Source organism: Ulvibacter sp. 2210JD10-4 (genome assembly GCF_058148525.1).
This window is the reverse complement of sequence record NZ_JBYVJZ010000005.1, coordinates 351,619-377,804: the sequence shown is the minus strand read 5'-3', so window position 1 is coordinate 377,804 and position 26,186 is coordinate 351,619. Positions and strand designations below refer to the sequence as shown.

Below are 26,186 nucleotides of genomic sequence, written 5' to 3'. Positions count from 1 at the left end.
CTACACTTGTGGAAGAGTAGGTCGCCGCCTTCTTTTTAAAACCTTCATCTTGTAAGATGAAGGTTTTTTTGGTTATAAAAGTTTTGGAATATTCTTCAGAAATAAAATACCTAGTTGCCAAACATAGATTTGATAATGGTATTAATACCTTTAAAACATAAATATACTGCTGCTATACCAGCAATAAGCCCTAAAATCAAAGCAATATAGAATACAAAATTTTCCTTGTTCATAAAGGAAAGGGTCAATAGATAGGGGCTTAAGAAAAGTAGGGGCAGGGCAAGTGCCATTTTTTTTATTCCTTTGACCAACAATTGTTTATCAGTGTGCTTCATTTTTATAGACATTAATTGCTTTACGAACACTTTGATGAGTGTCTAATAATTTTTGCGCTTCAGTTTCTGAAATTTGAAGCTCATTCATGATCATTTTAGTACCGCGATCCACTAATTTATTATTACTCAATTGCATATCAACCATTTTATTTCCTTTCACTCTCCCCAATTGGATCATTGCTGCAGTAGAGATCATATTTAAAACCAGCTTTTGGGCTGTTCCGGCTTTCATACGTGAACTACCAGTCACAAATTCAGGACCTACAACCACAACAATAGGATATTTTGCTATAGCGGCTAAAGGGCTTTTGTTATTACAAGTAATTGAACCTGTAAGGATATTTTTTTCATTACATTTTTGAAGAGCACCAATTACATATGGAGTAGTACCTGAAGCTGCAATTCCAATCACAATGTCTTTTTCTGACACATGGTATTCTTGAAGGTCTTTCCATCCTTGAGAATGAGAATCTTCGGCAAATTCCACAGCTTTTCTAATAGCAGTATCGCCACCGGCAATTAAGCCAATCACTAACTCATGCGGTACACCAAAAGTGGGTGGACACTCACTTGCATCAACAATTCCCAAACGGCCACTGGTACCGGCTCCAATGTAAAATAAACGCCCACCTGCCTTAAGTTTTGTAGCTACCATTTTGGTTAAGGCAATGATCTGCGGAAGTGATCTTTCAACTGCAGCGGGAACTGTTTTGTCTTCAGTATTAATATTTTGAAGCAAATCAGCAATGTCCATTTTCTCCAAATCGTCGTAATTGGAATCTGCTTCGGTAGTTTTAGTAAAGCTCATACTACAAAATTACAATTCTTCGGTGAACTCGCATAAGTTTGTTGTTCAATTGTATAAGATGAGGAGGGTTTGAAATTCTAAAACACCCTTCTCTTTTACAGATTTTTATTTTATTTCCGAGAGTATATTATTAAATGTTTTACTGGGTCTCATTTGTTGGTAGACAAGTTCTTCATCCGGCCAATAGTATCCTGCAATGTCTACTGGATTTCCTTGAGCTGCATTTAGTTCATCTAAAATAATACTTTCATGCTCTGTCAATTTTTGTGCAATAGTTGTAAAGCGATTTTTTAATATTGCATCTTTATTTTGAGTTGCCAATTGCTGTGCCCAATACATAGCTAAATAAAAATGGCTTCCACGATTATCTAATTCATTTACTTTACGGGATGGGCCTTTTTTATTTTCAAGTAGTTTTTCAGTTGCATCATCTAATGTTTCAGAGAGTAAAACTGCCTTGGAGTTATTGTATTTCTCTCCTAAATGCTCTAGGGAAACAGCGATTGCTAAAAACTCTCCCAGAGAATCCCATCGTAAATGTCCTTCTTTTACAAACTGTTGAACGTGCTTTGGAGCAGAACCTCCGGCACCGGTTTCAAATAGTCCTCCGCCATTCATCAATGGGACAATTGATAACATCTTGGCACTGGTCCCCAATTCTAAAATAGGGAAGAGATCTGTTAAATAATCCCGCAATACGTTTCCGGTCACAGATATGGTATCTTTTCCTTCTTTAACACGCTCTAAAGTATATTTGGTTGCTTTTTTTGGAGAAAGTATTTTAATTTCAAGCCCTTCTGTATTATGATCCGGGAGGTATGCATTTACTTTTTTGATCAATTCTGCATCGTGAGCTCTTTTTTCATCGAGCCAAAATATTGCAGGACTTCCTGTGGCTCTAGCCCGGGCTACTGCTAATTTCACCCAATCCTGGATAGGCAGGTCCTTAACTTGACACATTCTCCAAATATCTCCTTTTGAAACTTCATGTTCTATTAATACTGTTCTGTCGTTATCCACAACACTAACAGTTCCATTGGTTTCAATTTCAAAAGTTTTATCGTGAGAGCCATATTCTTCGGCTTTTTGCGCCATTAAACCCACATTGGGGACTGTTCCCATGGTTGTAGGGTCAAAAGCACCGTGTTGCTTACAAAAATCGATCGTAACCTGGTATAGGTCTGCATAGCTACTATCAGGAATTACAGCTTTGGTATCTCTGGTATCCCCGTTTTGGTCCCACATTTGTCCAGAATTACGGATCATAGCCGGCATAGATGCATCGATTATCACATCACTTGGCACATGCAAGTTGGTAATCCCTTTATCACTATTTACCATTGCCAGATCCGGATTTTTATCCATGATTTTTTGTATATCTGCTATAATGGTATTTTTTTCTGAAGAAGGGAGCTCTTCTAATTTGTTCACCAGATCACCAAAACCATTATTAACATCAACCCCCAATTCATCAAATAGATCAGCATACTTTTCAAATAATTCTGAAAAATAGACACGTACTACATGGCCAAAAATAATTGGGTCACTAACCTTCATCATCGTTGCTTTCATATGTAAAGAAAAAAGGAGGCCTTTATCCTTTGCGTCTTTTATTTGCTCATTTAAAAAAGTAATCAATGCTTTTTTATAAAGAACCGTGGCATCTATGATCTCACCTTCGAGTATGGGAATATTCTTTTTTAAAATGGTTTGAGTTCCTGAAGTATCTGTATGAATGATTTTCACATTTCCTGCATTGGCAATTGTTACAGACTTTTCATTATGCCTAAAATCACCATAATCCATAGTAGAAACATGTGTTTTTGAATCATTGCTCCAGGGACCCATGCTATGGGGGTTCTTTTTTGCGTAATTCTTTACTGCTTTAGGAGCACGGCGGTCACTGTTACCTTCACGGAGAACCGGATTTACAGCACTTCCTTTAATCTTATCGTATTTTGTTTTGACCTTCTTTTCTTCTTCGGTTAGAGGCTCTTCGGGATAATCCGGCAGTTTATAACCTTTAGCTTGCAATTCGGTGATGGCTTCAGTCAACTGTGGGATGGAAGCACTAATATTTGGGAGCTTTATGATATTGGCATCCGGTTGTTTTGCAAGTTCTCCTAATTGTGTTAAAGCATCATTTATTCTTTGTTCTTCTGTAAGGTATTCTGGAAAGTTTGCTAAAATTCTACCTGCTAATGAAATGTCTCTTGTTTCAATTACTATTCCGGAGGGAGCAGTAAATGATTTAATAATTGGAAGTAGAGAATGTGTTGCTAAGTAGGGAGCCTCATCGGTTTTTGTATAAATAATTTTAGCAGTTTCTGACATTGAATGAGTTGGTTTTTCAGTGGTTATTAAAAAGAGCTTTTGCTTTTAAAGAACTGCAAATATAGCGATTTGGGAAGGGTTTTAAAAGAGCAACCGGGCTATTTTTGAAGTGCTTTCAAAAACAAGAAAAGCCATAACACTGTATTGCTACATTGCTATGGCTTCTTGTGAAACAGATCGTTACCAACTAATCTTTACAATTCGAGGCAAGTTTATTATACCCTTGCAGTTGTGATTTGTTTCAATGAGGTTTGTTTTGATTGAACCAGTAACTAAAAGCTACCCTATGTCCCAAAAAAACAGTCTCAAACTTTTTTTAATCTCAACCCTAACGATCACGAAGACAGTTAGCATCTCAAACAATTAAAAAAAATATATAAAGAACGTTACTTTATTTTCAATCCGGCTGTAACACCATTTTGATACTGCTAATGTAAAACAGAAAATTTAAAAAACAAGTTTTATAACGTATTAAATATTAACCATTTATAAACTTGGGTTATTAACATTTGTTCATAAAAAAAGCGACCTTTCAAAGGCCGCTTTTTTATACTTATGGATAAGAGAAAATTAAACTCTTTTCTCTTTAATTCTAGCTTTCTTACCGGTAAGCCCTCTAAAGTAGTAGATTCTCTTTCTACGAACACTACCTGTTTTATTGACTTCAATTTTTTGAAGGGTTGGTAAATTGATCGGGAAAATACGCTCAACACCAATAGTTCCGGACATCTTTCTGATAGTAAATGTTTGTGATGATCCAGTTCCTTTTACCTGAATTACTACTCCTCTAAAGAACTGTGTTCTTGTTTTTTCTCCTTCACGAATTTCATAGTAAACAGTAATTGTATCACCGGCACTGAACTTTGGGAAATCTTTCTTAGTTACAAACTCGTCTTGTACAAATTTTATTAACTCTTCCATTTTGTTTCTTTGATAATGGTTTATTTAAAACAACATTCACGTTTCTCGCCAGAGGTTGAATCAAATTGCGTGCAAAAATAAGCAAATTATACTATGTTACAATACTTTGTGGCTATTTTTTACTCTAATAGATCCGGCCTTCGCTCTTCGGTACGTTTTATAGCTTGTTCTTCACGCCATTCTTCGATTTTGACCGTATTTCCACTTGTAAGAATTTCTGGGACCTTCCAGCCTTTATAGTCAGCAGGTCGTGTATAAATAGGCGGAGCCAATAAATTATCCTGAAAGCTATCGGTCAAAGCACTTGTTTCATTACCCAATACTCCCGGAATTAACCGTATGATAGCATCACAAACCACTGCAGCTGCTAATTCGCCTCCGCTCAACACGAAATCACCTACTGATAGTTCCCGGGTGATAAAATGATCCCGAACACGCTGATCCACTCCTTTGTAATGACCACAGAGTATGATAATATTTTTTTTAATGGAGAGTTCGTTTGCAATACCCTGATCGAGGGTTGTTCCATCCGGAGTCATATAGATGATCTCATCGTAATCTCTTTCGGCTTTCAATTGAGAGATACATTTATCAATGGGTTCTATCATCATTACCATTCCGGCGCCTCCCCCAAATTGATAATCATCTATCTGTTTGTAATTATTGGTGGAATACTCCCTTAAATTATGTGTGTGCACTTCTACAATCCCTTTTTCAATGGCTCGCTTTAAAATAGAGGCTTCAAAAGGACTTTTTAACAGTTCCGGTAAAACGGTAATAATATCGATCCGCATTGCTACAGAAGTTCTTGTTTTTGTTTACAGCGATCAATAGAACCTTTAGCGCGATCCAGTACATTTTTATCTAAGGTCTGTAAAGCTGCTTTCTTGTAGTGTTCTATGGCTTCTTCCAGTTTCCCTTGCTGCTCATACATTATAGCGTACTCATTATAGATGGTAGATTTTGTAATACCGGGAATATTCATGGCCCTGTCCAATAGCTCTTTTAGCGCATCATATTTACCCAAAGTAGAAAGTAATATTGAGTAGTTGTAATATACTGCCGGATACATTGGGGATTTTTCCAGACATAGCTTATACAAGGTTTCTCCTTTTTCGTATTCTTTAAATTTTACTTCGTATAAATAACCCAAGTGGTTGTATGCCTTTCCGAAGTTGGGGTCCATATCAATTATTTTTTCCAGTTTGTTGGTTGCTTCGTCATAATGCCCGTTCTTAATATCGGAATTGGCCTGATCCAATAATTCTTCTAGTTTGGTAAGGTGATCCATAGTGTAAAATTTAGACTGTAAAAATACAAGAATTAGGTTAGATTATATCTCCCAGGTATAATGAAAAACTTTGGTGTCCTTTTTCCATCCTAAACGTTCATATAGTTTTTGTGCCGGATTGTCGAAATCGGTTTCAAGAGTAAGGCCACAGCTTCCTACTTTAATGGCAAATACTTTTGCTTCGTTCATAATTGCTTCACCAACTCCTTTTCCTCTGGCTTCGGCTGAAACAAAAAGGTCATTTAAAATATAGGTACGCTGTAGGGCTACCGAAGAAAAACTTGGATACAACTGTGTAAAACCCAGACCTTTTCCATTTTCATCTAACGCCAAAAATATAACAGAGTCGTTTTTCTCAAATCGTTCACTTAAGAACTTATGGGCCGCTTCGGGATTGGAAGCTTTTTTGTAGAATACCCGATATCCGTCAAAAAGAGGAACTAACTGATCGAGGTTTTCCTGTGTAGCTTGGATTATTTTCATGTTTTAAAATTACAGCTTTTCTAAAAAGAAAAGCCCATTGATCTCTCAACGGGCTTTTCAGAAATTATTTTAATACCTGTTAATAGTAGGTAAATCTTCTCACTTTAGCAATATGTTTTGCCAATCTGATCACCTGGTGGCTATATCCGTACTCATTATCGTACCAAACATACAATACACAATTCTTACCGTCATTTGCTACGATAGTTGCATTGCTATCGAAAATTGAAGGAGCCGAAGACCCTACAATATCACTGGATACCAACTCATTGTTCAAGGAGTATTTGATCTGCTCTACCAGATCTCCTTCCAAAGCATATTTCTTCATTACGGCATTCATACCATCTTTAGAAGTTTCGGTTTCCAATTCCAGTTTCAATATCGCAAGAGATCCATTAGGAACAGGAACACGGATCGCATTAGAAGTTAGTTTTCCTTCAAAAGAAGGTAGTGCTTTTGAAACAGCACTCCCGGCACCGGTCTCTGTGATCACCATATTTAAAGCAGCAGCACGGCCACGACGATATTTTTTATGCATATTGTCTACCAGATTCTGATCATTGGTATAAGCGTGGATGGTTTCCAAATGCCCTTGTACCACACCGAAGGAATCTTCCACAGCCTTTAATATAGGTGTGATGGCATTGGTTGTACAGGAAGCTGCTGAAAATATATCTATTTTGCTGGGGTCGTTCTCTTCGTGATTTACACCGTGTACTATGTTTGGAACTCCTTTTCCGGGAGCTGTAAGTAATACTTTAGACGCGCCTTTGGCTTTTAAGTGCCTTCCTAATGCTTCTTCATCACGGAATGCACCGGTGTTGTCAATAATCAAAGCATCGTCAATACCATATTGGGTATAGTCGATCTCTTCGGGAGCATTTGCTGAAATGATATATACGGTAGTCCCGTTAATGATCAGTGCTTTATTTTCAATATCTGCACGAACTGTTCCGGGGAAATCTCCGTGTACCGAATCATACTGAAGTAATGACGCTCTCTTTTCGAGAACGGTTTCATTAATGGCTCCACGGGTAACAATAGCACGTAAACGCATCTGACTCCCTTGTCCGGTACGTGTCATTAATTCTCTGGCCAACAAACGTCCAATTCTTCCAAAGCCATATAAAACAACATCTTTGGGAGAGATATTGTTTGTTTCTTTGGCATCTTTTAATTTATCAACAACAAATGCAATGGCGTCCTTATATTGGTTGTCTTCCAAGTGGTACTCAAAAGTTAATTTACCAATATCCAGTTTTGCAGGAGGCAGATCAAGAGTTTTGATAGCTTGTGCAATTTCTACGGAATCAAAAATAGAAATAGGTTTTTGTACAAATTCTCCGGCATATTCGTGAAGATTTAAGATCTCACTTACGTTTCTGTCTATTAATTGATTTCTGAAAAGTACCAATTCAATAGATTTGTCATACCATAGGTCACTAACGATCTTAATAAATTCTACGGTTGCTTTTCTGCGGTCGGTTTGAAAAGACAGTTCTTTTTCATAAACGTCATCAAAACTCATAGTTGTGTTGTTTTAGGGTTTAAAATTTTTGCAAAAGTAGATATTTCAAACGTTTTAGTGAAGCATATTAGTAAAAATAAATACCCCTCTAAAAAAAATAACTTTAAGAGGGGTACCTTCTTCAGAAAGAAACAAACTACCTGAAGATGAACGAGTTTAATTCGCCACGTTGATCTACAAAGGTCATCTTAATAGGTGTATTGTAGTCTCTGCGGTTCATAATACGTTTTACGTCATCAATATCTGTTATTTTTTGGTCATTGATCTTTGTGATCAAAATACCGGTAAGATTGTACTGCGCCATATCTCTTGTTAGCGCACGGGTCACTAAAACACCGTTATTAACTCCTCGTTCTTTTAAGTCTGAAGCACTGGCATTTTTAACCTCCAGACCGATATCTGTAATTTCAAAGGTTTCTAGTTTTATAAGTGTAACGGGAATTCTCTTTTCTCTTCCATTACGAAGTACAGTTACTTCTACCACATCATTGGGTCGTTTAGATCCTAAATATCCTACCAGGTCCGAAAATTTCCCAACCTTATAACCGTCCAGTTGTTTAATGATATCTCCTTCATATATTCCACTTTTTTCCGCACCGCTGCCTTTTTCAACACTGCTTACATAAACACCTTCGGTTTCATCGGTTCCAATCTCATTGGCTATCCTAGAATTTAATGTGCCTCCGGTAATTCCTAAAATTCCACGTTGTACATTACCAAATTCCATGATGTCTTCAATTACTTTGCGGGCATTGTTGGAGGGTACTGCAAATGCATACCCCACATAAGACCCGGTTTCGGAAGTTATCGCAGTATTGATCCCAATTAGTTCTCCACGGGTGTTTACCAGTGCTCCACCACTATTACCACGGTTTACAGCTGCATCCGTTTGTATAAATGATTGCGGATTACCATCAAACTCATTCAGGTCTCTGGCTTTTGCGCTTACAATTCCGGCAGTTACAGTCGAAGTTAAATTAAATGGATTTCCAACGGCGAGCACCCATTCTCCAATTTTTACCTCATTAGAGTCTCCAAAAGGAACGTAAGGAAAGTTTTCATCGCTGTCTAATTTGATCAGTGCAATATCGGTTTTAGGATCTGTACCAACAAGTTCTGCATTGTAGGTTTTGTTGTTATTAAGCGTGACAGATAGTTCTGATGCATTGGCAATAACATGATTGTTGGTAATGATGTAACCATCTGCAGAAATAATAACACCACTTCCGGAACCAATCATTTCTCGGGTTGTCCCGCTACCACTAAAATAATCCATAATACTTCTTGGTTGTGAAGATATGGTTCTATTCTTAACGTGAACTACGGAGTTTACAGTCTTTTCAGCAGCTTGAGTAAAATCTGTGTTCATTTCTGCTGCTGTAGCTGAAAAATTAGTCGGAATAAAAGAAGGTGTTTCGTTTTCAGAAATTATTGAAACAGGATCGGTTTCAACAAAAGCCTTATATCCACCTAACGTTAGTGCGCCTGCAACGAGCGCTACCATAAATAATCGAAGTGTTTGTTTCATATTCTATTACATTTATACATTAAAATTAACTATTAAATGACGAAAATATTTCTCAAAGGTTTCATTTTTAACTTCCATTTAACAAGCCTAAAAAGGTCCAACTAGAGATGGCTTTTTATACCTTTGCACAAATGGAATTTGAATTCTACAAATATCAAGGAACTGGCAATGACTTTGTGATGATTGATAATCGTCCAAAAAAATTCCCCAAAAACAATACCAAATTGGTGGCACAGCTATGCGACCGAAAATTTGGCATAGGTGCAGACGGGTTGATCTTACTGGAAGAGCATCCTTCTGCCAATTTTTCCATGGTCTATTATAATGCAGATGGAAATTTAAGCTCGATGTGTGGTAATGGTGGAAGGTGCATTACTCATTTTTCAAAGTTCTTAGGGATCATTGATGACAAAGCAACCTTTGAAGCAGTCGATGGAATGCACGAAGCTACCATTAAAGATGATATAATTTCACTTAAAATGAATGATGTAATATTTGTAAAAGTTTCAGACAGTCATGTATTTCTGGACACTGGATCGCCACATCATGTGGAGTTGGTTTCAAATTTAGAAACATTTGATGTGTATTCCGAAGGAAAAACAATTCGGAATACCATATACGGAAAAGAAGGTTCCAACGTTAATTTTGTGGAAGCTATTGGAAATGACATTTTTTCAGTAAGAACCTATGAAAGAGGAGTAGAAGATGAGACACTATCTTGTGGAACAGGTGTAACAGCAGTGGCTCTGGCAATGTTTGAAACCGGTAATACACAAGCAAATACTGTTAAACTACAAACCCCCGGAGGACTACTTACGGTAGCTTTTACAAAGACAGATTCGGGGTATGAAAATATTTACCTAACAGGGCCTGCGGTACAGGTTTTTAAAGGAATTTGGAAATGAAGACTTTAACTGGAAAGGACATACAATTGCGTGCTTTAGAACCTTCGGATCTGGATTTTCTATATGCTTTGGAAAATGACGAAACAGTTTGGGAAGTTAGTAATACAACTACTCCTTACTCTAAGTTTGTATTGAAACAGTATCTGGACAGCGCACATCGTGATATCTATGATGTTAAGCAATTGCGTTTGGTGATCTGTTCCGGTAAAGATAAAAATCCGATAGGTTTTATTGACCTTTTTGATTTTGACCCAAAACACAAAAGAGTAGGAGTTGGAATTGTTATTTTTAAGGAAGAAGACAGAGGGAAAGGTTTTGCTTTACAATCACTTCAATTGGTGTGTGATTATGTATTCAAGCACCTCCAAGCGCATCAGGTCTATGCCAATATTACTGAAGATAATAAAAGGAGTATACAATTATTTGAAAAGCTGGGCTTTAGTAAGGCAGGAGTGAAGAAAGACTGGATCTTTTCGGAAGGGAATTATAAGAACGAATATTTATATCAGTTATTTGGCCATGTACATTAAAAAGATATTAGTAATTGTATTGTTAATTGGTTTGGTGGCGATGGGAGCTTTTGCCTACTATGTATATAATAGTGTGTTTGTTTCAAATACTGCATTTAATAATGAGGAAGCACATATTTACATTTCCACCGGAGCGAGTTTTAGTGATGTGTTAGATGAATTACAACCCCTTTTGGAGGATGTGGTTGCCTTTGAAGCTGTTGCCAATAGAAAAGGATACCCGACCAATATTAAACCAGGGCATTATATTATTAAGAAGGGGATGAACAATAACGATATTGTTAATACCATTCGCAGCAATAATGTCCCTGTTAAAATTAAGTTCAACAATCAGGAGCGACTGGAAAACCTTGCCGGCCATATAGCAAATCAAATTGAAATAGACAGTCTTTCATTATTGAACGCTATGAGAGATAACAATTTTTTAGCAGACGCTAAACTCAGTATAGATGAAGCTTTAGGTATGTATGTTCCTAATACGTATGAATTGTATTGGAACACCTCTTCGGAAGAATTTTGCAAACGTATGCTTGCTGAATACAAGCGTTTTTGGAATGAGGACCGCACTCAAAAAGCAAAAAATTTGGAATTAACCAAAGAACAGGTAATGTCCTTGGCAGCTATCGTACAAAAGGAAACTGCTAAAACAGACGAACGTCCTCGTGTTGCAGGAGTTTATGTAAACCGAATTAAAAAAGGAATGCCATTACAGGCAGACCCAACTATAATTTATGCCAAAAAGAAGGCTGAAAATGATTTTGACCAGGTCATTAAACGGGTGTTGTACCGTGACCTTGAGCTGGATTCTCCATACAATACCTATAAATATACCGGTGTTCCGCCAGGACCTATCACTATGCCTGATATTTCTTCAATAGATGCTGTGTTGAATTATGAGAAGCACGATTATATCTTTTTTGTAGCCGATGTTACTAATTTTGGCTATCATAAGTTTGCTAAGACCTTAAGGCAACACAATCGCAATAAAGCCGAATATGTACGTTGGGTAAATGCAAATAGGGTAAATCGATAACTCACCAGAGCTTTGCATCTCTAAAAATGTGAAGAAATATGTTAATTAAAGAAATACTTTCTTCGGATTTCAATTGCTTTAAAAGCTATCTTGCATTAAAGAATTGTTAAAAAAAAGGTAATATCACCCCATTTTATTGTCGATTTAACAATTTTTAACAAGTATCATAGAAAAATATTGAAATAAATCGTACTTTTGCACGCTGAAATGATAGGTGTAAGAAATTTCACCTGAATTTTTTAAAAAAATGAAACAGAGTCACTTACAAGTCGTTGCATTACTTTTAGTAACCATATTAGTTACTTCAGGTTTTTCGTTTGGCAAACGTGTTGACCTTTCTCATTATAAAGTGGATGAGAATGTTGAGGTTTGCTACCATGTTCCTAACGAGTTTGATCTCGTAGATACTAAAGAAGCATCTGCTGTTTATAGCTTATTTCTAGGTAAGACATATGTTGGATTTAAGGAAGCTCTAGGCTTTAAAGAATCCAGAGGTGATTATGCCATAATTAATCAATATGGTTATCTGGGAAAATATCAGTTTGCAAAAGCAACTTTAAGAATGATTGGAGTTAAGAATGCCGAGGGTTTTTTAGAAGATACCTATTTACAAGAAAAGGCTTTTGAAGCTTATACATCAAGAAATAAATGGATCTTGCGCAGAGACATTAAAAGATATAGTGGTAGATATATGAATGGTGTTAAAGTTACCGAATCCGGAATTTTAGCTGCAGCACATTTAGCCGGTGCAGGAAATGTAAAAAAATACCTGAGAAGTGGTGGTGAAATAGGTTTTGCAGATGCCAATGGAACTTCAATCAGATATTACCTTAAGAAATTTTCAGGTTACGATACTTCTTTTATCGTAGCAGATAAGAAAGCAAGGGTTTTATAAGAAGAGCATTATTTTTGAATAATAAATAGGGTGGGTCTTTTACTGAGATCCACCTTTATTTTTTTCCACTCTTCTGCTGATGTGGTTTTAATATATTCTGAAGGAAGAGTTATATCACAAGCAACACATAATTGCGTGTCCTTATGTAATGTGCTTAATAAGCTTTCCATCATTTGATTATTTCGATAGGGTGTTTCAATGAACAACTGTGACTGGCCTTGTTCTTTGGAAAGGCGTTCTAAACGCTTAATTTCTGTTTTTCGTTCACGTTTGTCAATGGGAAGATAGCCATTAAATGCAAAATTCTGACCGTTAAAGCCACTGGCCATCATCGCCATCAATATTGAGGAGGGGCCTACTAAAGGTACAACTCTAATACCTTTTATATGTGCCTGTTCTACTACTGCAGCTCCGGGGTCAGCAATTCCGGGGCAACCGGCATCTGAAATTACACCTACATCAAAACCTTCAAAACAAGGAGCCAGCATTTCAGGAATTTCAATCTCGCTAGTGAATTTATTGATGAGTTGAAAATGAAGGTCGGGTTGTGATTTTCGGGGGACAATACTTCTAATGAAATGGCGGGCACTTTTCTCGTGTTCCACAATATAATGGTCAATATGTTCCACGGCCTTCTTTACCAAAAGGGGTAGTACCTCCAGGGGAGGAGTCTCCCCCAGAGTACATGGTATTAAATATAGATTTCCTTTGTGGGGAGGCATCAATACATATTATTTGACCACTAATTTTTTAATACTAAAGGAACCGGTTTCAGAAAATACTTTAACCAGATAAATTCCCCGACTTAAACCGGCCACAGATATATTCTTGCTGGTTTGAAAAATATTTTCTTCAGAAATAAGTGTACTTCCTTTTAGGTCTACAATGGTAATAGTTGCTATATTTTGGTTTTCAGAACTAAAAGTCACATTTTCCGAAGCAGGGTTCGGGATCATGGAAATTTGAGCAGTATTAAAATCGGTCGTTCCTAAAGTACTGGTAATTTCATAAATACGCCCTCCGTGATCAACAATGTATAGTTCGTTGTCTACGTCAACGCCAAAAGAGGTCCAGGAACCTCCATAAGTACCGTGGTCTACCAGAGTACCACCACTGGTCACTGTACCTATTCTTCCACTACAAACATCAGCGTAAAAATAAAGACCATTTAAGCTGGGGTAATCACTACCTCTGTACACATAACCTCCTGTAATAGAACAATTACCACTTCCGGTGCTAGATGAATATTCTGCAATAGGGAAGGTAAGTTCGCTTGGGTTGGGACATCCTGATGTGTTATACGGATCGGAACCTTCATAACAACGCCATCCATAATTAAGGCCGGCCTCTGTAGCTCCTGCTCGATCAATTTCCTCAACATTTTCCTGACCTACATCACCTATCCAAATGTCACCGTTTGCACTGTCAAAAGAAAACCTCCATGGGTTTCGTAATCCATAAGCCCATATTTCTTGAGCATTTACAGTGCTTCCTGCAAAAGGATTGTCAGTGGGGATACCGTAATTGTTTCCGCCTCCGGGATTGTCAATATCAAGACGCAGCAATTTTCCTAAAAGTATAGTAGTATTCTGTGCGCGATTTCCGGGATCACCGCCACTTCCACCATCTCCGGCAGCAATATATAAGTACCCGTCAGGACCAAAAGCAATACCACCACCGTTATGATTTGGAAACGGCTGTATGTATTCTATAATTGTTAATTCGGAACCGGGAAGGGCGATATCGGGATTTCCCGGATCTACAGAAAATCTGGAGATGCGTGTATCTCCATTTGTCTTAGTATAGTTTACAAAGAAATAGCCATTTGTACTATAATCAGGGTGAAATGCTAAGCCTAAAAGACCTTGTTCACTTCCATTTGACACCAGGCTGGAAATATTTAAAAAAGGAGTAGGATTTGTGGTGCCATCCGAATTCAAAATTTTGATCCGGCCTCCTTGCTCTACAACGAAAAGGCGACTATCACCGGCATTTTGAAGGTCTATTGGGCTACTAAACCCGTTTGCAAATAATGAGATTTCCACAGTTTGAGCTTTTAAAAAACTCAAGCACAGGAAAAAGAATAGATAAGGGACATACTTTTTCATAATATTTTTTTTTTCTAAAGTAATGAAAACCCTTCAATAATAAAAGTTATAATCTTTGTACAATTTTTTCACAGGCTTCATTCAACATTTGGAATACATTTTCGAAGCCTTTATCTCCTCCGTAATATGGGTCCGGAACATCCATATTTTCATTTGGGAAGATTTCGTTAAGGATGAGTTTTACCTTTTCAATTTCTGTTTCACTTTTAGCAAGTTGAACTACATCACGATAATTGGAGTTATCCATTACAAAAATATGATCGTAAGTTTCAAAGTCGTATGGTGAAAATTTCTTAGCTCGCTGGTCTGTGATGTCCAAACCATACTTTTCAGCTACAGCAATGCTTCTTTTGTCCGGCAACTCTCCAACATGCCAACCTCCAGTCCCTGCTGAATCTACAGATATTTCCGAAGGATCAACTTTAGATTTTAAAATACCTTCTGCTAAAGGAGAACGGCAGATGTTTCCAAGGCAGACCATGAGAATTTTAATTTTCATATTGGTAATTATAAAGAACCGGTGAAGCACCGGATGATTATTATAAGGTAAGCTTTTTATTGAGGTCTTCTACGTACTTTCTAAATTGCTTATCGGTACTGGACAAATTATCTACGGTCTTACAAGCGTGTAAAACTGTAGCATGGTCTCGTTGTCCAATTTGCGAACCAATGGAAGCCAAAGAAGCTTTTGTAAACTTTTTAGCAAAGAACATAGCGAGTTGTCTTGCCTGAACAATGTGACGTTTTCTGGTTTTAGATTGAAGCGTATCCACATCCATTTGGAAATATTCGCTTACTACTTTTTGAATATAATCAATAGATACTTCACGCTTGGTATGCTTAACGTAGTTGTCTACAATTTTCTTGGCAAGATCAATGGTAATTTCCCGCTTGTTGAATGAAGAATGTGCGATCAATGAAATGATGGCACCTTCCAATTCACGGATATTGGTCTTTATATTATTTGCCAGGAACTCTATAATGTCTTCCGGCATTTCCACACCGTCCCTGTACAATTTATTTTTTATGATAGCAACACGAGTGTCGTAATCCGGATGATTCAATTCTGCTGAAAGCCCCCATTTGAAACGAGATAACAAACGCTGCTCAATATCGATCATGTCTACCGGAGCCTTATCACTTGTCAAAATAACTTGTTTTCCGTTTTGGTGCAAGTGGTTGAATATATGAAAGAATACATCCTGAGTTCCTGCTTTCCCGGAAAGTAATTGAATATCATCTACGATCAATACATCTATGATCTGGTAGAAGTGAATAAAATCATTTCTGTTATTCTTTTTTACAGACTCTATATACTGTTGTGTGAACTTTTCGGCTGAAATGTATAAGACAGTTTTTTCAGGATATTTGTCTTTTATTTCAACTCCAATGGCATGTGCCAAATGTGTTTTTCCTAAACCAACTCCTCCAAAGACCAATAACGGATTAAAAGAAGTACCTCCGGGTTTGTTGGCTACAGCCATTCCTGCAGATCGCGCTAAACGATTGGATTCACCTTCCAAAAAGTTATCGAAGTTATAATTAGGATTAAGCTGTGATTCAATTTTTACATTTCGAATTCCCGGAATTACAAAAGGGTTCTTAAGTTCAGGACTTTTATTCTTTAAAGGTACATCTACATCTTGCGACTGCACCTGACTTCTATTTGAACTTGGAATCTTCTCGGTAAAAGGTTGTTTGTTTCCATAGGTGTTCTCCATTTTAATAACATACACCAATTTGGCACTTGTACCCAATTCTTTAGTAAGGGCAACCTTTAATAATTTAACGTAATGTTCTTCCAGCCATTCATAAAAAAACTTGCTAGGTACTTGAATGCTAAGAGCGTTGTCTGTGAGTTTCACTGCCTTTATAGGTTCGAACCAGGTTTTGTATGCTTGTGAAGTTATATTATCTTCAATAAAGGACAAACAATTTTTCCAAACCGATTCCGCAGTTTTGCTCATAGTTTAATTTGAAGTTTTAGTTAGTTAAATAATGTCGATAAAAAAAGAGAAAAAGTGTTTTCCCTAACAATTTATTAACACTACAAATATGTGAACAAAAAAATGAAAAAAAAAATAGAAAGGGTATTGAATTTGTAGTTTTTTTTTCGCATACTGTAACTAATTCAAATCTACAAAAAAAAGTTCCTTTTTCAGCATATAAACTTTGAAAAAAAATCTTACAAAAATAAGAGTTCGTTATGGAGAGACAGACCAAATGGGTATTGTGTACTATGGGAATTATGCAGAATATTTAGAGCAGGGAAGAACTGAATGGCTGCGTGAATTGGGCTTTTCGTACAAATGGATGGAAGAAAACAATATACATTTACCTGTTGTAAATATGTCAATAGATTACAAATCTCCAGCCTATTATGATGATATTTTGCTTGTTACCACAGTGTTAAGGAAAATTCCTACTTTTAAAATTGAGTTCTATTATGAAATTCATAATGAAGCAGGTCAACTTTTAGTTACTGCCACCACTGCATTGGCCTTTGTAAATCGTACCACAAAAAAGTTGATGAAAGCACCTGATTATTTGTTAAATAAACTCAAAGAATAATGAAACTAGCATTTTGACTTTTTTATATTCACTTTATAAGTAGCTTCAAAAAGTTTAAAAATTCGTTCTGCATCTTTTTTTCGCACCAAGATTTCCATTTCGCAATTCAATTCCATTTTTTGATTGGCAATGGAAAGGTTTTCATCTTTCAGAATTCTCATAACCGTATTCATTTCCGGATAGTCAAATTTCAGAAAAAAGGATTCGTCAATAGTTTTCTCTACAATGGTTGAGTTTTCTAAAGCCATTTGTGCAGCAGTCTTATATGCTTGTATCAATCCTCCAACACCTAGTTTAGTTCCTCCAAAATAACGAACCACTACCACTAGAACATTCGTAACATCAAATGATTGTAACTGTCCATAAATAGGCATTCCTGCACTATTGGAAGGCTCTCCGTCATCGTTTGCACGGTAGCTCTCATAATTTTTACCAAGTTGCCATGCATAGCACCAATGCCTTGCATTGTAATGTTCTTTCTTTAATTTTTCAATATGTTGTTTTATTTCATCCTCAGTTCTAACAGGAAATGCATTACCAAAGAACTTACTGCCACGGTCTTTATAGAGTACTTCGGAAGAAATTTTTGTAATTGTCTTATATGTATCTTTTTGGTCTTCCATTACATTCCTGACAGGGTTACCAAAAAGATACTTATTACTGCCAGTAAAATCCCCAGCCAATTTTTTGGCAATAATTTTTCTCTGAATAAAATAATTCCCATTAGTGTTGAAACCATAACTATGGCAACATTATTAACAGTGAAGATACCGGAGCTGTCCAGAATTCCACTGCGCAGCGCTTTTACCAAAAAATAGATCGAAAAATAATTAGGGATTCCCAGTGCAATTCCGCCTAATATGTTTTTAAACTCAATTGTAAGCTTGCTACGTGATGCCAAATAGATAAGGACAAAGACACCTACCATTGCTGCTGCACCAAATATGGTTGCTGAGAACAATGCAACATCGTTCTTGGCAACAAAGGCATCTTCTAAAAACTTAATACTGGTATCTATAATTCCGCTACCTATAAAAACCAATAGTGGGAAAATAAGGTCTTTACTTCTAATGGTCAGACTTCTGTTGGATTTTATTGATGCCAGGTATACAGCGATCAAAGCCAGTAGAATACCTATTAGTTTTAATATACCTAAGCTCTCCTTATAATATATCAAACCAAAAATAATGGGGATCACCACACTCATCTTGGTCGCTACAGATACCACGGACAACCCACTGCGTTGTGTAGTGAGTGCCATTAAATTGAAAACAACAATAAATAAAGCACCAAGCCCTAATGTGAAGTAAAACCACCCGTGTGAGGTTATTTCCGAAAAAGAGACAGGAGCATCATAAGCAATTAGTCCACTAATGCATGCTACAATATAGTTAACAACGATTGCCTGAAGCGTATTGATCTTAAACCTGCCGAATAATTTGAAAGTCACAAAAATAATGACTGAAGATGCTACGCTAAGTATTAAATATATCAAAGGTTCGGGTTTTTATAACGTTTCAATATATCTCCTTTTATTATTTCTTCAGAAATCAACTGATTTAAGATCACCGGAGCTTTTATACCTTCTTTAAACTTGATGGAACCTGTAAATACAAATGCTTCATCCCAAAGATTTGCATTGGTAAATGTTTGTAATGTTTTTGTACCCCCTTCCACGATCACAGATTGAATTTTATAACTATATAATATATCACAAATTTGTTGGGCAATATCTTCGGAAAAATCTATTACTTCAAATAAAATATTTTCTGTGTTTTTGGTCTTCTTTTCGGTAATAACGATCGTCTTAGCCTCATTATTAAATACTGAAGCATTCTCAGGTGTTTTTAAGGACCTGTCAATAACAATTCTTATAGGTGAACTTCCTTCCCATTCACGGGCTGTTAAACTTGGATTGTCAGTTAATACTGTGGTAGTTCCCACCAAAATGGCCTGTTCTTCGGCACGCATTTTATGAACCCATTGGCGCGAATAGGTATTGGTGATCCAAACAGGTTTCTTTTCGGAATTTCTAAGAGTTTCGGAAGGAGCAATAAACCCATTGGAAGTCTGTGCCCATTTCAAAATAACATACGGGCGTTTTTTTTGATAAAAAGTAAAAAAACGCCTGTTCAAATCATCGCACTCTTTTTTCAGAACTCCAACTTCAACTTCACACCCGGCATCTTTCAATTTTTGGATTCCGCTTCCCGCAACTTTTGGATTGGGATCCTTACTGCCTATCACAACTTTTTTAATTCCCTTAGAGATAATAAGATCTGCACAAGGCGGAGTTTTACCAAAATGGCTGCAAGGTTCCAAAGAGACATAGATGGTAGCATCTTTTAAAAGGCCCATATTCTGTACACCAGAGATAGCATTTACTTCAGCATGTGGCAATCCGGCCTTATAATGCCAACCTTCTCCGATAATGGTATCGTTATGAACAATTACACTCCCAACCAAAGGGTTTGGATAGGTGTTTCCCAAGCCAATTTTTGCTAATTGGATACAGCGAGACATATATTTTTGGCTTATCTTCACACTGTAAAAATACAAGTAATTAGTTAGATGAGTGCACCTATAATTCGTCCTATTCAAAAAAAAGATAATCCTCAGATTGCCAGTATCATTAGAAGTGTTTTAGACGATTTTGGAGTTCCTAAAGAGGGTACGGCTTATGCAGATAAAGCTTTGGATGCTATGTATGAAACTTATAATAACAGAGCCACATATTATATACTGGAAGAGAATGGAATGGTAATAGGCGGTGGTGGTGTGGCACAATTGGACAATTATGACGGTAATGTTTGTGAATTACAGAAAATGTATTTTCTGCCACAGGCTAGAGGAAGAGGTCTGGGTACGAAAATGATAGATGCGTGTTTAGATGAAGCCCGTAATTTGGGATATGAAAAATGCTATTTGGAAACCATGTCCTACATGAAGGCCGCCCAAAAATTATACAAACGATACGGCTTTCAGTATTTAGACGGACCTATGGGTGATACAGGACATTACGCCTGTGGGGTACATATGATAAAAGAATTATAATTTTGAAGCTTTCCGTATTAAAAAAAGAGTTTACCAAAGCACTTTCAAAACTGTACCCCGAGGAAGAAGTACAATCTTTTTTTACAATTTTTTCTGAAACCATTCTTGAACTTACGAGATTAGAAACTGTCTTGCAATCTGAAAAAGATATTTCTGAAGAAGAGTATTCAAAATTTGTTGAAGCTATTCAAAGGCTGAAGCAGTTTGAACCTGTTCAACATATTATAGGTGAGACAGAATTTTATGGCTTACCTTTTAAAGTAAATAAACACGTACTTGTTCCTCGCCCTGAAACCGAAGAATTGGTTGACTGGATACTCAAGGATATTGAAGCACAAGGTCTAAAAACCGGGACACTACTGGATATAGGTTCCGGTTCCGGTTGTATTGCAATTTCTCTGGCCAAAAACCTTCCGGATATTAATGTTTCTGCCTTAGATATTTCAAAAAAGGCTTTAAAAACAGCTTCTCAAAATGCACGTTTAAATCAAGTAGCAATAAATTTCTTTCAGCAAGATATCCTCAAAACCGAAGTTCTTTCCCGGCAATATGACATTATTGTTTCTAATCCGCCATATGTCCGAGAACTGGAAAAGGAAGCGATGTTAGATAACGTTTTAAAGTACGAACCTTCTTTGGCACTATATGTAAGTAACGACGATCCGCTTATTTTTTATCGTAAAATTATAGTACTGGCAAAAAAAGGCTTAACCCCTAACGGATGGCTGTACTTCGAGATTAATGAGTATCTTAGTAAGGAAATGCAGGAAATGCTTAGGGCAGAAGGATTCATGTCGATAGAGATCAGGAAAGATATATTTGGAAAAAACAGAATGATTAAAGCTAAAAAAAATGCATAAACTCGGTACCATATGTGTGTTCTGTGGAAGTAGCGATGGAAATGATCAGGGAATCACAGATGTTGCAAAAGAGTTGGGGCAGACTTTTGCAAAACAAAATATAACATTGGTCTATGGTGCTGCCAAAATTGGCGTAATGGGGACTTTAGCTAAAACGGTTTTAGAAACTAATGGAAAGGTCATTGGTATTATCCCCGGATTTCTTAAGAAGAAAGAGGTAGTACACCTGGGACTTACACAGTTGGTCACTACAGAAAATATGCACGAGCGTAAGTTGAAAATGCATGAACTAAGTGATGGATTTATAGCTTTACCGGGTGGTATAGGTACATTGGAAGAATTGTTTGAGATACTTACCTGGTTGCAATTGGGCCTGCATACAAAACCTATAGGGCTATTAAACTGTAATGGTTTTTATGACGATCTCTTGCAGCTTTTAGAAACAATGGTACGTAAGGGCTTTGTTACTATGGAAAATTATGAACTACTTTTGATCGATTCAACAGTTGAAGGACTACTTCAAAAAATGGAAACCTTCAAAGCGCCCAATATCCCTCATTGGCTTACAAAAGAGAGAACTTGATATTCAAGTTATCAACTATTTCTGCTCTTTTTTTAACAAAACTTAAACCCAAACTACATATTTAGGTACATTTAAGTCATTAACAATTAACTTATAATGTATGAATTCAACAAAGAAGTATTTAGCTGAAGGGCTTGGCACCTTCGCATTGGTTTTATTTGGTTGTGGGGCAGCCACAATTGCCGGAGTGTCCGGTACCGGCCCTGCCGGAATTGGTTTATTGGGAATCGCCCTGGCTTTTGGGCTCGCAGTAGTTGCCATGGCATATACCATTGGACCTATCTCCGGATGCCATATTAATCCGGCGATCTCTATTGCCATGCTTGCAGCCGGAAAACTATCCGGAAAAGATACTCTGGGCTATATAATTGCACAATGTATAGGAGCCATTGCAGCAGCTGGTGTTCTATACGTATTGGTTACCGGAACAACAGGTTTTGTAATGCCCGAATGGGGCTTAGGCAGCAATGGATGGGGAGAAGGTTATTTAGGGGCTTATGACATGAAATCGGCTCTTATTGCAGAATTTGTGTTTACCTTTTTATTCTTAATGGTCATTTTTGGAACCACTGCAAAAAATGCATCTCCTGCAATGGCCGGATTGGCTATTGGTATCACTTTGGTATTGATTCATTTAGTAGTGATCCCTATTACAGGGACTTCTGTAAATCCTGCACGTAGTTTGGGACCGGCTTTATTTGCGGGAGGAATGGCATTGGACCAATTGTGGTTATTTATAGTAGCACCTATTGCAGGCGGACTCTTTGCTGCGGCAGTACGAAAGATCTTTTTGGACGACTAGTTTTAATAAATATATTAGTTAAAAGGCTTCAGTTATGAGGCCTTTTTTGTTTATAAACTGTTCTTTAAAGCCCTTAGGTTTTCGCTAGGAATTTTATATTTGTTGTATGAACATTGAACAGCAGATCAACCAACTCCGCGAAGCGCTTCGAGAACATAATTATAATTATTACGTATTGGATAATCCTACCATATCTGATTACGAATTCGATATAAAACTAAAAGAACTTCAAGCCCTGGAAACCGCTCACCCGGAGTTCTATGATGCCAATTCACCTACACTTCGGGTAGGAGGGGAAGTGACCAAGAATTTTGAAACGGTAGCCCATACCTATCGAATGTATTCCCTCGATAATTCATATTCTAAAGAAGATCTGGAAGATTGGGAGAAGCGTATTAAAAAATTGGTAGATGGAGATGTAACCTATACTTGTGAGCTTAAATATGATGGCGCTTCCATGAGTCTTACATACGAAAATGGAAAACTGCTAAGAGCCGTGACACGTGGCGATGGGTTTCAGGGAGATGATGTAACCACCAATGTAAAAACGATCAAATCTGTACCACTACAGCTCAAAGGTGATTATCCATCACATTTTGAAATAAGGGGCGAAATCATCTTACCTTTTGCCGGTTTCGAGAAAATGAACGCCGAAAGAATTGACATTGGTGAAGAACCCTACCGAAATCCAAGGAATACTGCCTCCGGAAGTTTAAAATTACAGGATAGTAGCGAAGTAGCAAAGCGTCCACTGGAATGCTTGTTATACAGCATCAAAGGGGAACGATTGCCTATAAAAACCCAGTTTGAAAATCTTGAAAAAGCACGGCAATGGGGTTTCAAAGTTCCAAAAGAGGCCAAGCTGGCCAAAAATATTGATGAGGTATTGGAGTTTATCAATTATTGGGATGTAGAGCGTCATAAACTACCTTACGAAACGGATGGTGTGGTTGTAAAAGTGAATGATTTACAACAACAGGAAGAACTGGGGTATACGGCAAAAGCCCCTCGTTGGGCAATGGCCTATAAGTTTAAAGCAGAGCAGGTAGCTACTGTTCTCAATGAGATTACGTACCAGGTAGGACGTACTGGAGCCATTACACCTGTGGCAAATTTAGAACCGGTAGAACTTGCAGGAACTATTGTAAAGCGTGCATCATTACATAATGCAGACCAGATCGTAAAGTTGGATATTAGAGAAGGGGATACCGTATTTGTGGAAAAAGGAGGTGAAATTATTCCGAAGATCATTGCAGTAGATTTTATGCAGAGAGGAAGGGATTCGAAGCCTACACAGTATATTGAAAATTGCCCTGAGTGCTCTACTAAATTAATCAGAAAAGAAGGAGAAGCACAGCATTATTGTCCCAATGTGGAAGGATGCCCGCCACAGATCATAGGGCGTATTCAGCATTTTATTTCTCGGAAAGCTATGGATATTGAAGGCTTGGGTGGCGAGACAGTAGCACTTTTGGTCAATAACCAATTGATATATAATTATGCAGACCTTTACAAACTAACTGAAGCACAGTTGATTCCGTTAGAACGTATGGCAGAGAAGAGTGCTGAGAATTTAGTTGCCGGAGTAGAAGCTTCAAAAGAAATTCCGTTTGAGCGTGTATTATTTGCACTGGGAATTCGTTATGTAGGGGAGACCGTTGCAAAAAAACTGGCAAAGCATTACAAAACGATCGATGCTCTGGCGGAAGCTTCAGAAGAACAATTGATCACAGTTGACGAAATAGGTGATAGAATAGCCAAAAGTGTGGTTGTATTCTTTTCCGAAGAAAAAAACAGGGAAATTATCGAACGATTGAAAAACTACGGTGTCCAATTGGAAATTTCGGCAGAAAAACTAGCCAATCAAACCGATATATTGCAGGGAAATACCTTCGTGGTTTCGGGCGTTTTTTCAAAAGTTTCCCGTACCGAATTAAAGAAACTTATCGAGGATAATGGAGGAAAAGTTTCCGGATCTATCTCAGGTAAAACAAGTTATGTTGTTGCGGGAGAGAATATGGGGCCGAGTAAAAAAACAAAAGCAGAAGGGCTTGGAGTTCCTATTATTACAGAGGATGAATTTTTACAAATGATTTTGTGAACTTCAACAAAAAAATACTCGAAATACGTATTTTGTGAAACAAGTTGCTTGGGGGCCATGTTCAAAAAAATAAAACAGAAATCACTTCAAAAACTCACCGAAAAAAATATTCGGCAACGTGATTTATCACAAGTAAATGAACCATTAACGCGACTTGGGTTTTTAGTGGACGAAAGTGAGTTCCAGGAGTTTGAAGAATTATATGATTTTTCTGCAACGTTAGGTATACAACGCAAAGATGTGAAGGTATTCTCCTTTTTAGAGTCCAAGAAGAAATTGCCATCATTGCGCCAAAACCAAATACACAACAAAGATTTTACCTGGAAAGGTGAAATTCATAATCAAAATGCGCAGGAATTTCTGGATGTTCCATTTGATGTTTTAATAGGATATTATAAAGGAGCGAATGAATTTTTGGATTTAATGGTTTCTGCCAGTAAAGCAAAATTTAAAGTAGGTGTAAAAAAGGCAGATCCGCGATTGTATGATTTAATTATTGAAATACAACCAGATAAAGTAACCGAGTTTAAAGCAGAATTAAAAAAGTATTTAAAGATCTTAAATAAAATAGCATGAAGGAATTGGTTGGAACGGGTGTAGCATTGGTCACTCCATTTACTGAAAATTTTGAAGTAGATGTGGAAGGGTTGAAAAGAGTTTTTAATTTCAATATAGATAATGGGATCGACTATTTAGTGCTATTGGGTACTACTGCTGAAAGTGCAACCCTGACCAAGCCCGAAAAGCAACTGATCATAGATACAATTGTAGAGATAAATGCAGGAAGATTACCTTTAGTTCTTGGTATTGGAGGTAATAACACTCAATCTGTTATTGATGAACTGGAAGCCCGTGATCTTTCTCCTTTTACTGCAATTTTATCTGTTTCCCCAATGTATAACAAGCCTACACAGGAAGGGATTTACCAACACTTTGCAGCAATAGCGAAAGCAACTCCAAAGCCAATTATTCTGTACAATGTTCCCGGACGGACCGCGTCCAATATACTTCCCAAAACAGTGATTCGCTTAGCAAATGATTTTGAACGTATTGTAGCTATCAAAGAAGCTGCAGGGGATATAGTACAGGCAATGCGTTTGATTGAAGGTTGTCCTGATGACTTTTTGGTGATCTCGGGAGATGATATGATTGCATTACCAATGGTTTTGGCGGGTGGTGCCGGTGTTATTTCGGTCATTGGAGAAGGGTTTCCAAAGGAATTTTCTGAAATGATACGCTTAGGATTAGATAAAAAAGTAGAAGAAGCGTACCAACTACACTACAGGATATCGCCAGCGATTGATTATATTTTTGAGGAAGGAAATCCCGCTGGAATCAAAGCTGTTTTCAATAAATTTGGGATCTGCGGAGCTACTGTTCGTCTTCCTTTGGTTGAAGCCAGTGATGCTTTAAGAACAAAAATTGACACATTTGTGGATAATTTTTAATTCAGAAAAGAAATTTATCAGTTAAATTTTTCAAAACAATAGTAATTACACATACTTATTGCAATATT

28 protein-coding genes are annotated in these 26,186 nt (G+C 37.2%); 12 read left to right on the top strand and 16 right to left on the bottom strand.

The features are described 5' to 3' along the window. Positions 1-110: 110 nt before the first annotated feature. The 9 genes from ACY2RT_RS13555 to ACY2RT_RS13515 form a co-directional block, all read right to left on the bottom strand. Entirely contained in the window at positions 111-335 is a 225-nt protein-coding gene (locus ACY2RT_RS13555) for a DUF6095 family protein (RefSeq protein WP_490156459.1), read from the bottom strand. Next, a complete protein-coding gene (gene murQ / locus ACY2RT_RS13550) occupies positions 322-1,143 on the bottom strand; it encodes an N-acetylmuramic acid 6-phosphate etherase (RefSeq protein WP_490156458.1) in 822 nt (273 codons plus the stop codon). Before murQ ends, ACY2RT_RS13555 begins: the two co-directional genes overlap by 14 nt. A 105-nt stretch (positions 1,144-1,248) precedes the next feature. Further along, positions 1,249-3,477: an NADP-dependent isocitrate dehydrogenase gene (locus ACY2RT_RS13545; RefSeq protein ID WP_490156457.1), complete on the bottom strand. Its 2,229-nt coding sequence runs from the start codon at positions 3,475-3,477 to the stop codon at positions 1,249-1,251. 570 nt (positions 3,478-4,047) lie between these two features. Then, the gene (gene rplS, locus ACY2RT_RS13540) at positions 4,048-4,398 is read right to left on the bottom strand and encodes a 50S ribosomal protein L19 (protein ID WP_490156456.1); all 351 of its coding nucleotides are present in this window, start codon (positions 4,396-4,398) and stop codon (positions 4,048-4,050) included. Positions 4,399-4,517: 119 nt separating this feature from the next. Beyond that, on the bottom strand, positions 4,518-5,192 hold the full coding sequence (gene trmD / locus ACY2RT_RS13535; RefSeq protein ID WP_490156455.1) for a tRNA (guanosine(37)-N1)-methyltransferase TrmD: 675 nt from the start codon (positions 5,190-5,192) through the stop codon (positions 4,518-4,520). Positions 5,193-5,194: 2 nt separating this feature from the next. Beyond that, complete coding sequence (locus ACY2RT_RS13530; protein WP_490156454.1) at positions 5,195-5,689, bottom strand: tetratricopeptide repeat protein; 495 nt, start codon at positions 5,687-5,689, stop codon at positions 5,195-5,197. Positions 5,690-5,731: 42 nt separating this feature from the next. Next, on the bottom strand, positions 5,732-6,172 hold the full coding sequence (locus ACY2RT_RS13525; protein WP_490156453.1) for a GNAT family N-acetyltransferase: 441 nt from the start codon (positions 6,170-6,172) through the stop codon (positions 5,732-5,734). A gap of 79 nt (positions 6,173-6,251) precedes the next feature. Then, positions 6,252-7,700, bottom strand: coding sequence for a glyceraldehyde-3-phosphate dehydrogenase (locus tag ACY2RT_RS13520; protein WP_490156452.1), 1,449 nt, complete (start codon positions 7,698-7,700; stop codon positions 6,252-6,254). Between the two features lie 136 nt (positions 7,701-7,836). Continuing rightward, on the bottom strand, positions 7,837-9,228 hold the full coding sequence (locus tag ACY2RT_RS13515) for a S1C family serine protease (RefSeq protein ID WP_490156451.1): 1,392 nt from the start codon (positions 9,226-9,228) through the stop codon (positions 7,837-7,839). A 131-nt stretch (positions 9,229-9,359) separates the two neighbouring features. Between ACY2RT_RS13515 and dapF the strand changes: the two genes are divergently transcribed. The 4 genes from dapF (at position 9,360) to ACY2RT_RS13495 (ending at position 12,591) form a co-directional block, all read left to right on the top strand. Then, complete coding sequence (gene dapF, locus ACY2RT_RS13510; protein WP_490156463.1) at positions 9,360-10,133, top strand: diaminopimelate epimerase; 774 nt, start codon at positions 9,360-9,362, stop codon at positions 10,131-10,133. Beyond that, on the top strand, positions 10,130-10,663 hold the full coding sequence (locus ACY2RT_RS13505) for a GNAT family N-acetyltransferase (RefSeq protein ID WP_490156450.1): 534 nt from the start codon (positions 10,130-10,132) through the stop codon (positions 10,661-10,663). Before dapF ends, ACY2RT_RS13505 begins: the two co-directional genes overlap by 4 nt. Further along, positions 10,653-11,696, top strand: a complete 1,044-nt coding sequence (gene mltG / locus ACY2RT_RS13500) for an endolytic transglycosylase MltG (protein ID WP_490156449.1) — start codon at positions 10,653-10,655, stop codon at positions 11,694-11,696. The genes ACY2RT_RS13505 and mltG overlap by 11 nt, the downstream gene beginning before the upstream one ends. 247 nt (positions 11,697-11,943) lie before the next feature. Then, the gene (locus tag ACY2RT_RS13495) at positions 11,944-12,591 is read left to right on the top strand and encodes a peptidoglycan-binding protein LysM (protein WP_490156448.1); all 648 of its coding nucleotides are present in this window, start codon (positions 11,944-11,946) and stop codon (positions 12,589-12,591) included. An 8-nt stretch (positions 12,592-12,599) separates the two neighbouring features. On the opposite strand, the gene ACY2RT_RS13490 is transcribed toward ACY2RT_RS13495, so the two are convergent. The 4 genes from ACY2RT_RS13490 to dnaA are packed head-to-tail and all read right to left on the bottom strand — an operon-like array spanning position 12,600 to position 16,666. Then, positions 12,600-13,313: an SAM-dependent methyltransferase gene (locus tag ACY2RT_RS13490; RefSeq protein WP_490156447.1), complete on the bottom strand. Its 714-nt coding sequence runs from the start codon at positions 13,311-13,313 to the stop codon at positions 12,600-12,602. Between the two features lie 9 nt (positions 13,314-13,322). Then, on the bottom strand, positions 13,323-14,699 hold the full coding sequence (locus ACY2RT_RS13485) for a PQQ-dependent sugar dehydrogenase (RefSeq protein WP_490156446.1): 1,377 nt from the start codon (positions 14,697-14,699) through the stop codon (positions 13,323-13,325). A 46-nt stretch (positions 14,700-14,745) separates the two neighbouring features. Continuing rightward, positions 14,746-15,198: a low molecular weight protein-tyrosine-phosphatase gene (locus ACY2RT_RS13480; protein ID WP_490156445.1), complete on the bottom strand. Its 453-nt coding sequence runs from the start codon at positions 15,196-15,198 to the stop codon at positions 14,746-14,748. Between the two features lie 40 nt (positions 15,199-15,238). Further along, on the bottom strand, positions 15,239-16,666 hold the full coding sequence (dnaA, locus tag ACY2RT_RS13475) for a chromosomal replication initiator protein DnaA (RefSeq protein ID WP_490156444.1): 1,428 nt from the start codon (positions 16,664-16,666) through the stop codon (positions 15,239-15,241). Positions 16,667-16,871: 205 nt separating this feature from the next. Between dnaA and ACY2RT_RS13470 the strand changes: the two genes are divergently transcribed. Next, entirely contained in the window at positions 16,872-17,270 is a 399-nt protein-coding gene (locus tag ACY2RT_RS13470) for an acyl-CoA thioesterase (protein ID WP_490156443.1), read from the top strand. 5 nt (positions 17,271-17,275) lie between these two features. On the opposite strand, the gene ACY2RT_RS13465 is transcribed toward ACY2RT_RS13470, so the two are convergent. The 3 genes from ACY2RT_RS13465 to ribD are packed head-to-tail and all read right to left on the bottom strand — an operon-like array spanning position 17,276 to position 19,793. Next, positions 17,276-17,893, bottom strand: a complete 618-nt coding sequence (locus tag ACY2RT_RS13465; RefSeq protein ID WP_490156442.1) for an IMPACT family protein — start codon at positions 17,891-17,893, stop codon at positions 17,276-17,278. Continuing rightward, on the bottom strand, positions 17,893-18,765 hold the full coding sequence (locus ACY2RT_RS13460; protein WP_490156441.1) for an EamA family transporter: 873 nt from the start codon (positions 18,763-18,765) through the stop codon (positions 17,893-17,895). Before ACY2RT_RS13460 ends, ACY2RT_RS13465 begins: the two co-directional genes overlap by 1 nt. Further along, positions 18,762-19,793, bottom strand: a complete 1,032-nt coding sequence (gene ribD, locus ACY2RT_RS13455) for a bifunctional diaminohydroxyphosphoribosylaminopyrimidine deaminase/5-amino-6-(5-phosphoribosylamino)uracil reductase RibD (protein ID WP_490156440.1) — start codon at positions 19,791-19,793, stop codon at positions 18,762-18,764. Before ribD ends, ACY2RT_RS13460 begins: the two co-directional genes overlap by 4 nt. Positions 19,794-19,841: 48 nt before the next feature. Here ribD and ACY2RT_RS13450 point away from each other — a divergent pair, with 48 nt between their 5' ends. The 7 genes from ACY2RT_RS13450 to dapA all read left to right on the top strand — a co-directional run bounded on the left by ACY2RT_RS13450 (position 19,842) and on the right by dapA (position 26,118). Further along, complete coding sequence (locus tag ACY2RT_RS13450; RefSeq protein ID WP_490156439.1) at positions 19,842-20,324, top strand: GNAT family N-acetyltransferase; 483 nt, start codon at positions 19,842-19,844, stop codon at positions 20,322-20,324. Positions 20,325-20,326: 2 nt separating this feature from the next. Then, on the top strand, positions 20,327-21,184 hold the full coding sequence (gene prmC / locus ACY2RT_RS13445) for a peptide chain release factor N(5)-glutamine methyltransferase (RefSeq protein ID WP_490156438.1): 858 nt from the start codon (positions 20,327-20,329) through the stop codon (positions 21,182-21,184). Beyond that, complete coding sequence (locus ACY2RT_RS13440; protein ID WP_490156437.1) at positions 21,177-21,767, top strand: LOG family protein; 591 nt, start codon at positions 21,177-21,179, stop codon at positions 21,765-21,767. Before prmC ends, ACY2RT_RS13440 begins: the two co-directional genes overlap by 8 nt. A gap of 100 nt (positions 21,768-21,867) precedes the next feature. Then, positions 21,868-22,569: an aquaporin Z gene (gene aqpZ, locus ACY2RT_RS13435; protein WP_490156436.1), complete on the top strand. Its 702-nt coding sequence runs from the start codon at positions 21,868-21,870 to the stop codon at positions 22,567-22,569. A 106-nt stretch (positions 22,570-22,675) separates the two neighbouring features. Further along, the gene (gene ligA / locus ACY2RT_RS13430; RefSeq protein WP_490156435.1) at positions 22,676-24,670 is read left to right on the top strand and encodes an NAD-dependent DNA ligase LigA; all 1,995 of its coding nucleotides are present in this window, start codon (positions 22,676-22,678) and stop codon (positions 24,668-24,670) included. A gap of 57 nt (positions 24,671-24,727) precedes the next feature. Further along, the gene (locus ACY2RT_RS13425) at positions 24,728-25,246 is read left to right on the top strand and encodes a DUF6913 domain-containing protein (protein ID WP_490156434.1); all 519 of its coding nucleotides are present in this window, start codon (positions 24,728-24,730) and stop codon (positions 25,244-25,246) included. Continuing rightward, positions 25,243-26,118 carry a 4-hydroxy-tetrahydrodipicolinate synthase gene (gene dapA / locus ACY2RT_RS13420; protein WP_490156433.1) on the top strand — a complete coding sequence of 292 codons (876 nt, stop codon included), beginning with the start codon at positions 25,243-25,245 and terminating at the stop codon, positions 26,116-26,118. The genes ACY2RT_RS13425 and dapA overlap by 4 nt, the downstream gene beginning before the upstream one ends. Positions 26,119-26,186 lie beyond the last annotated feature (68 nt).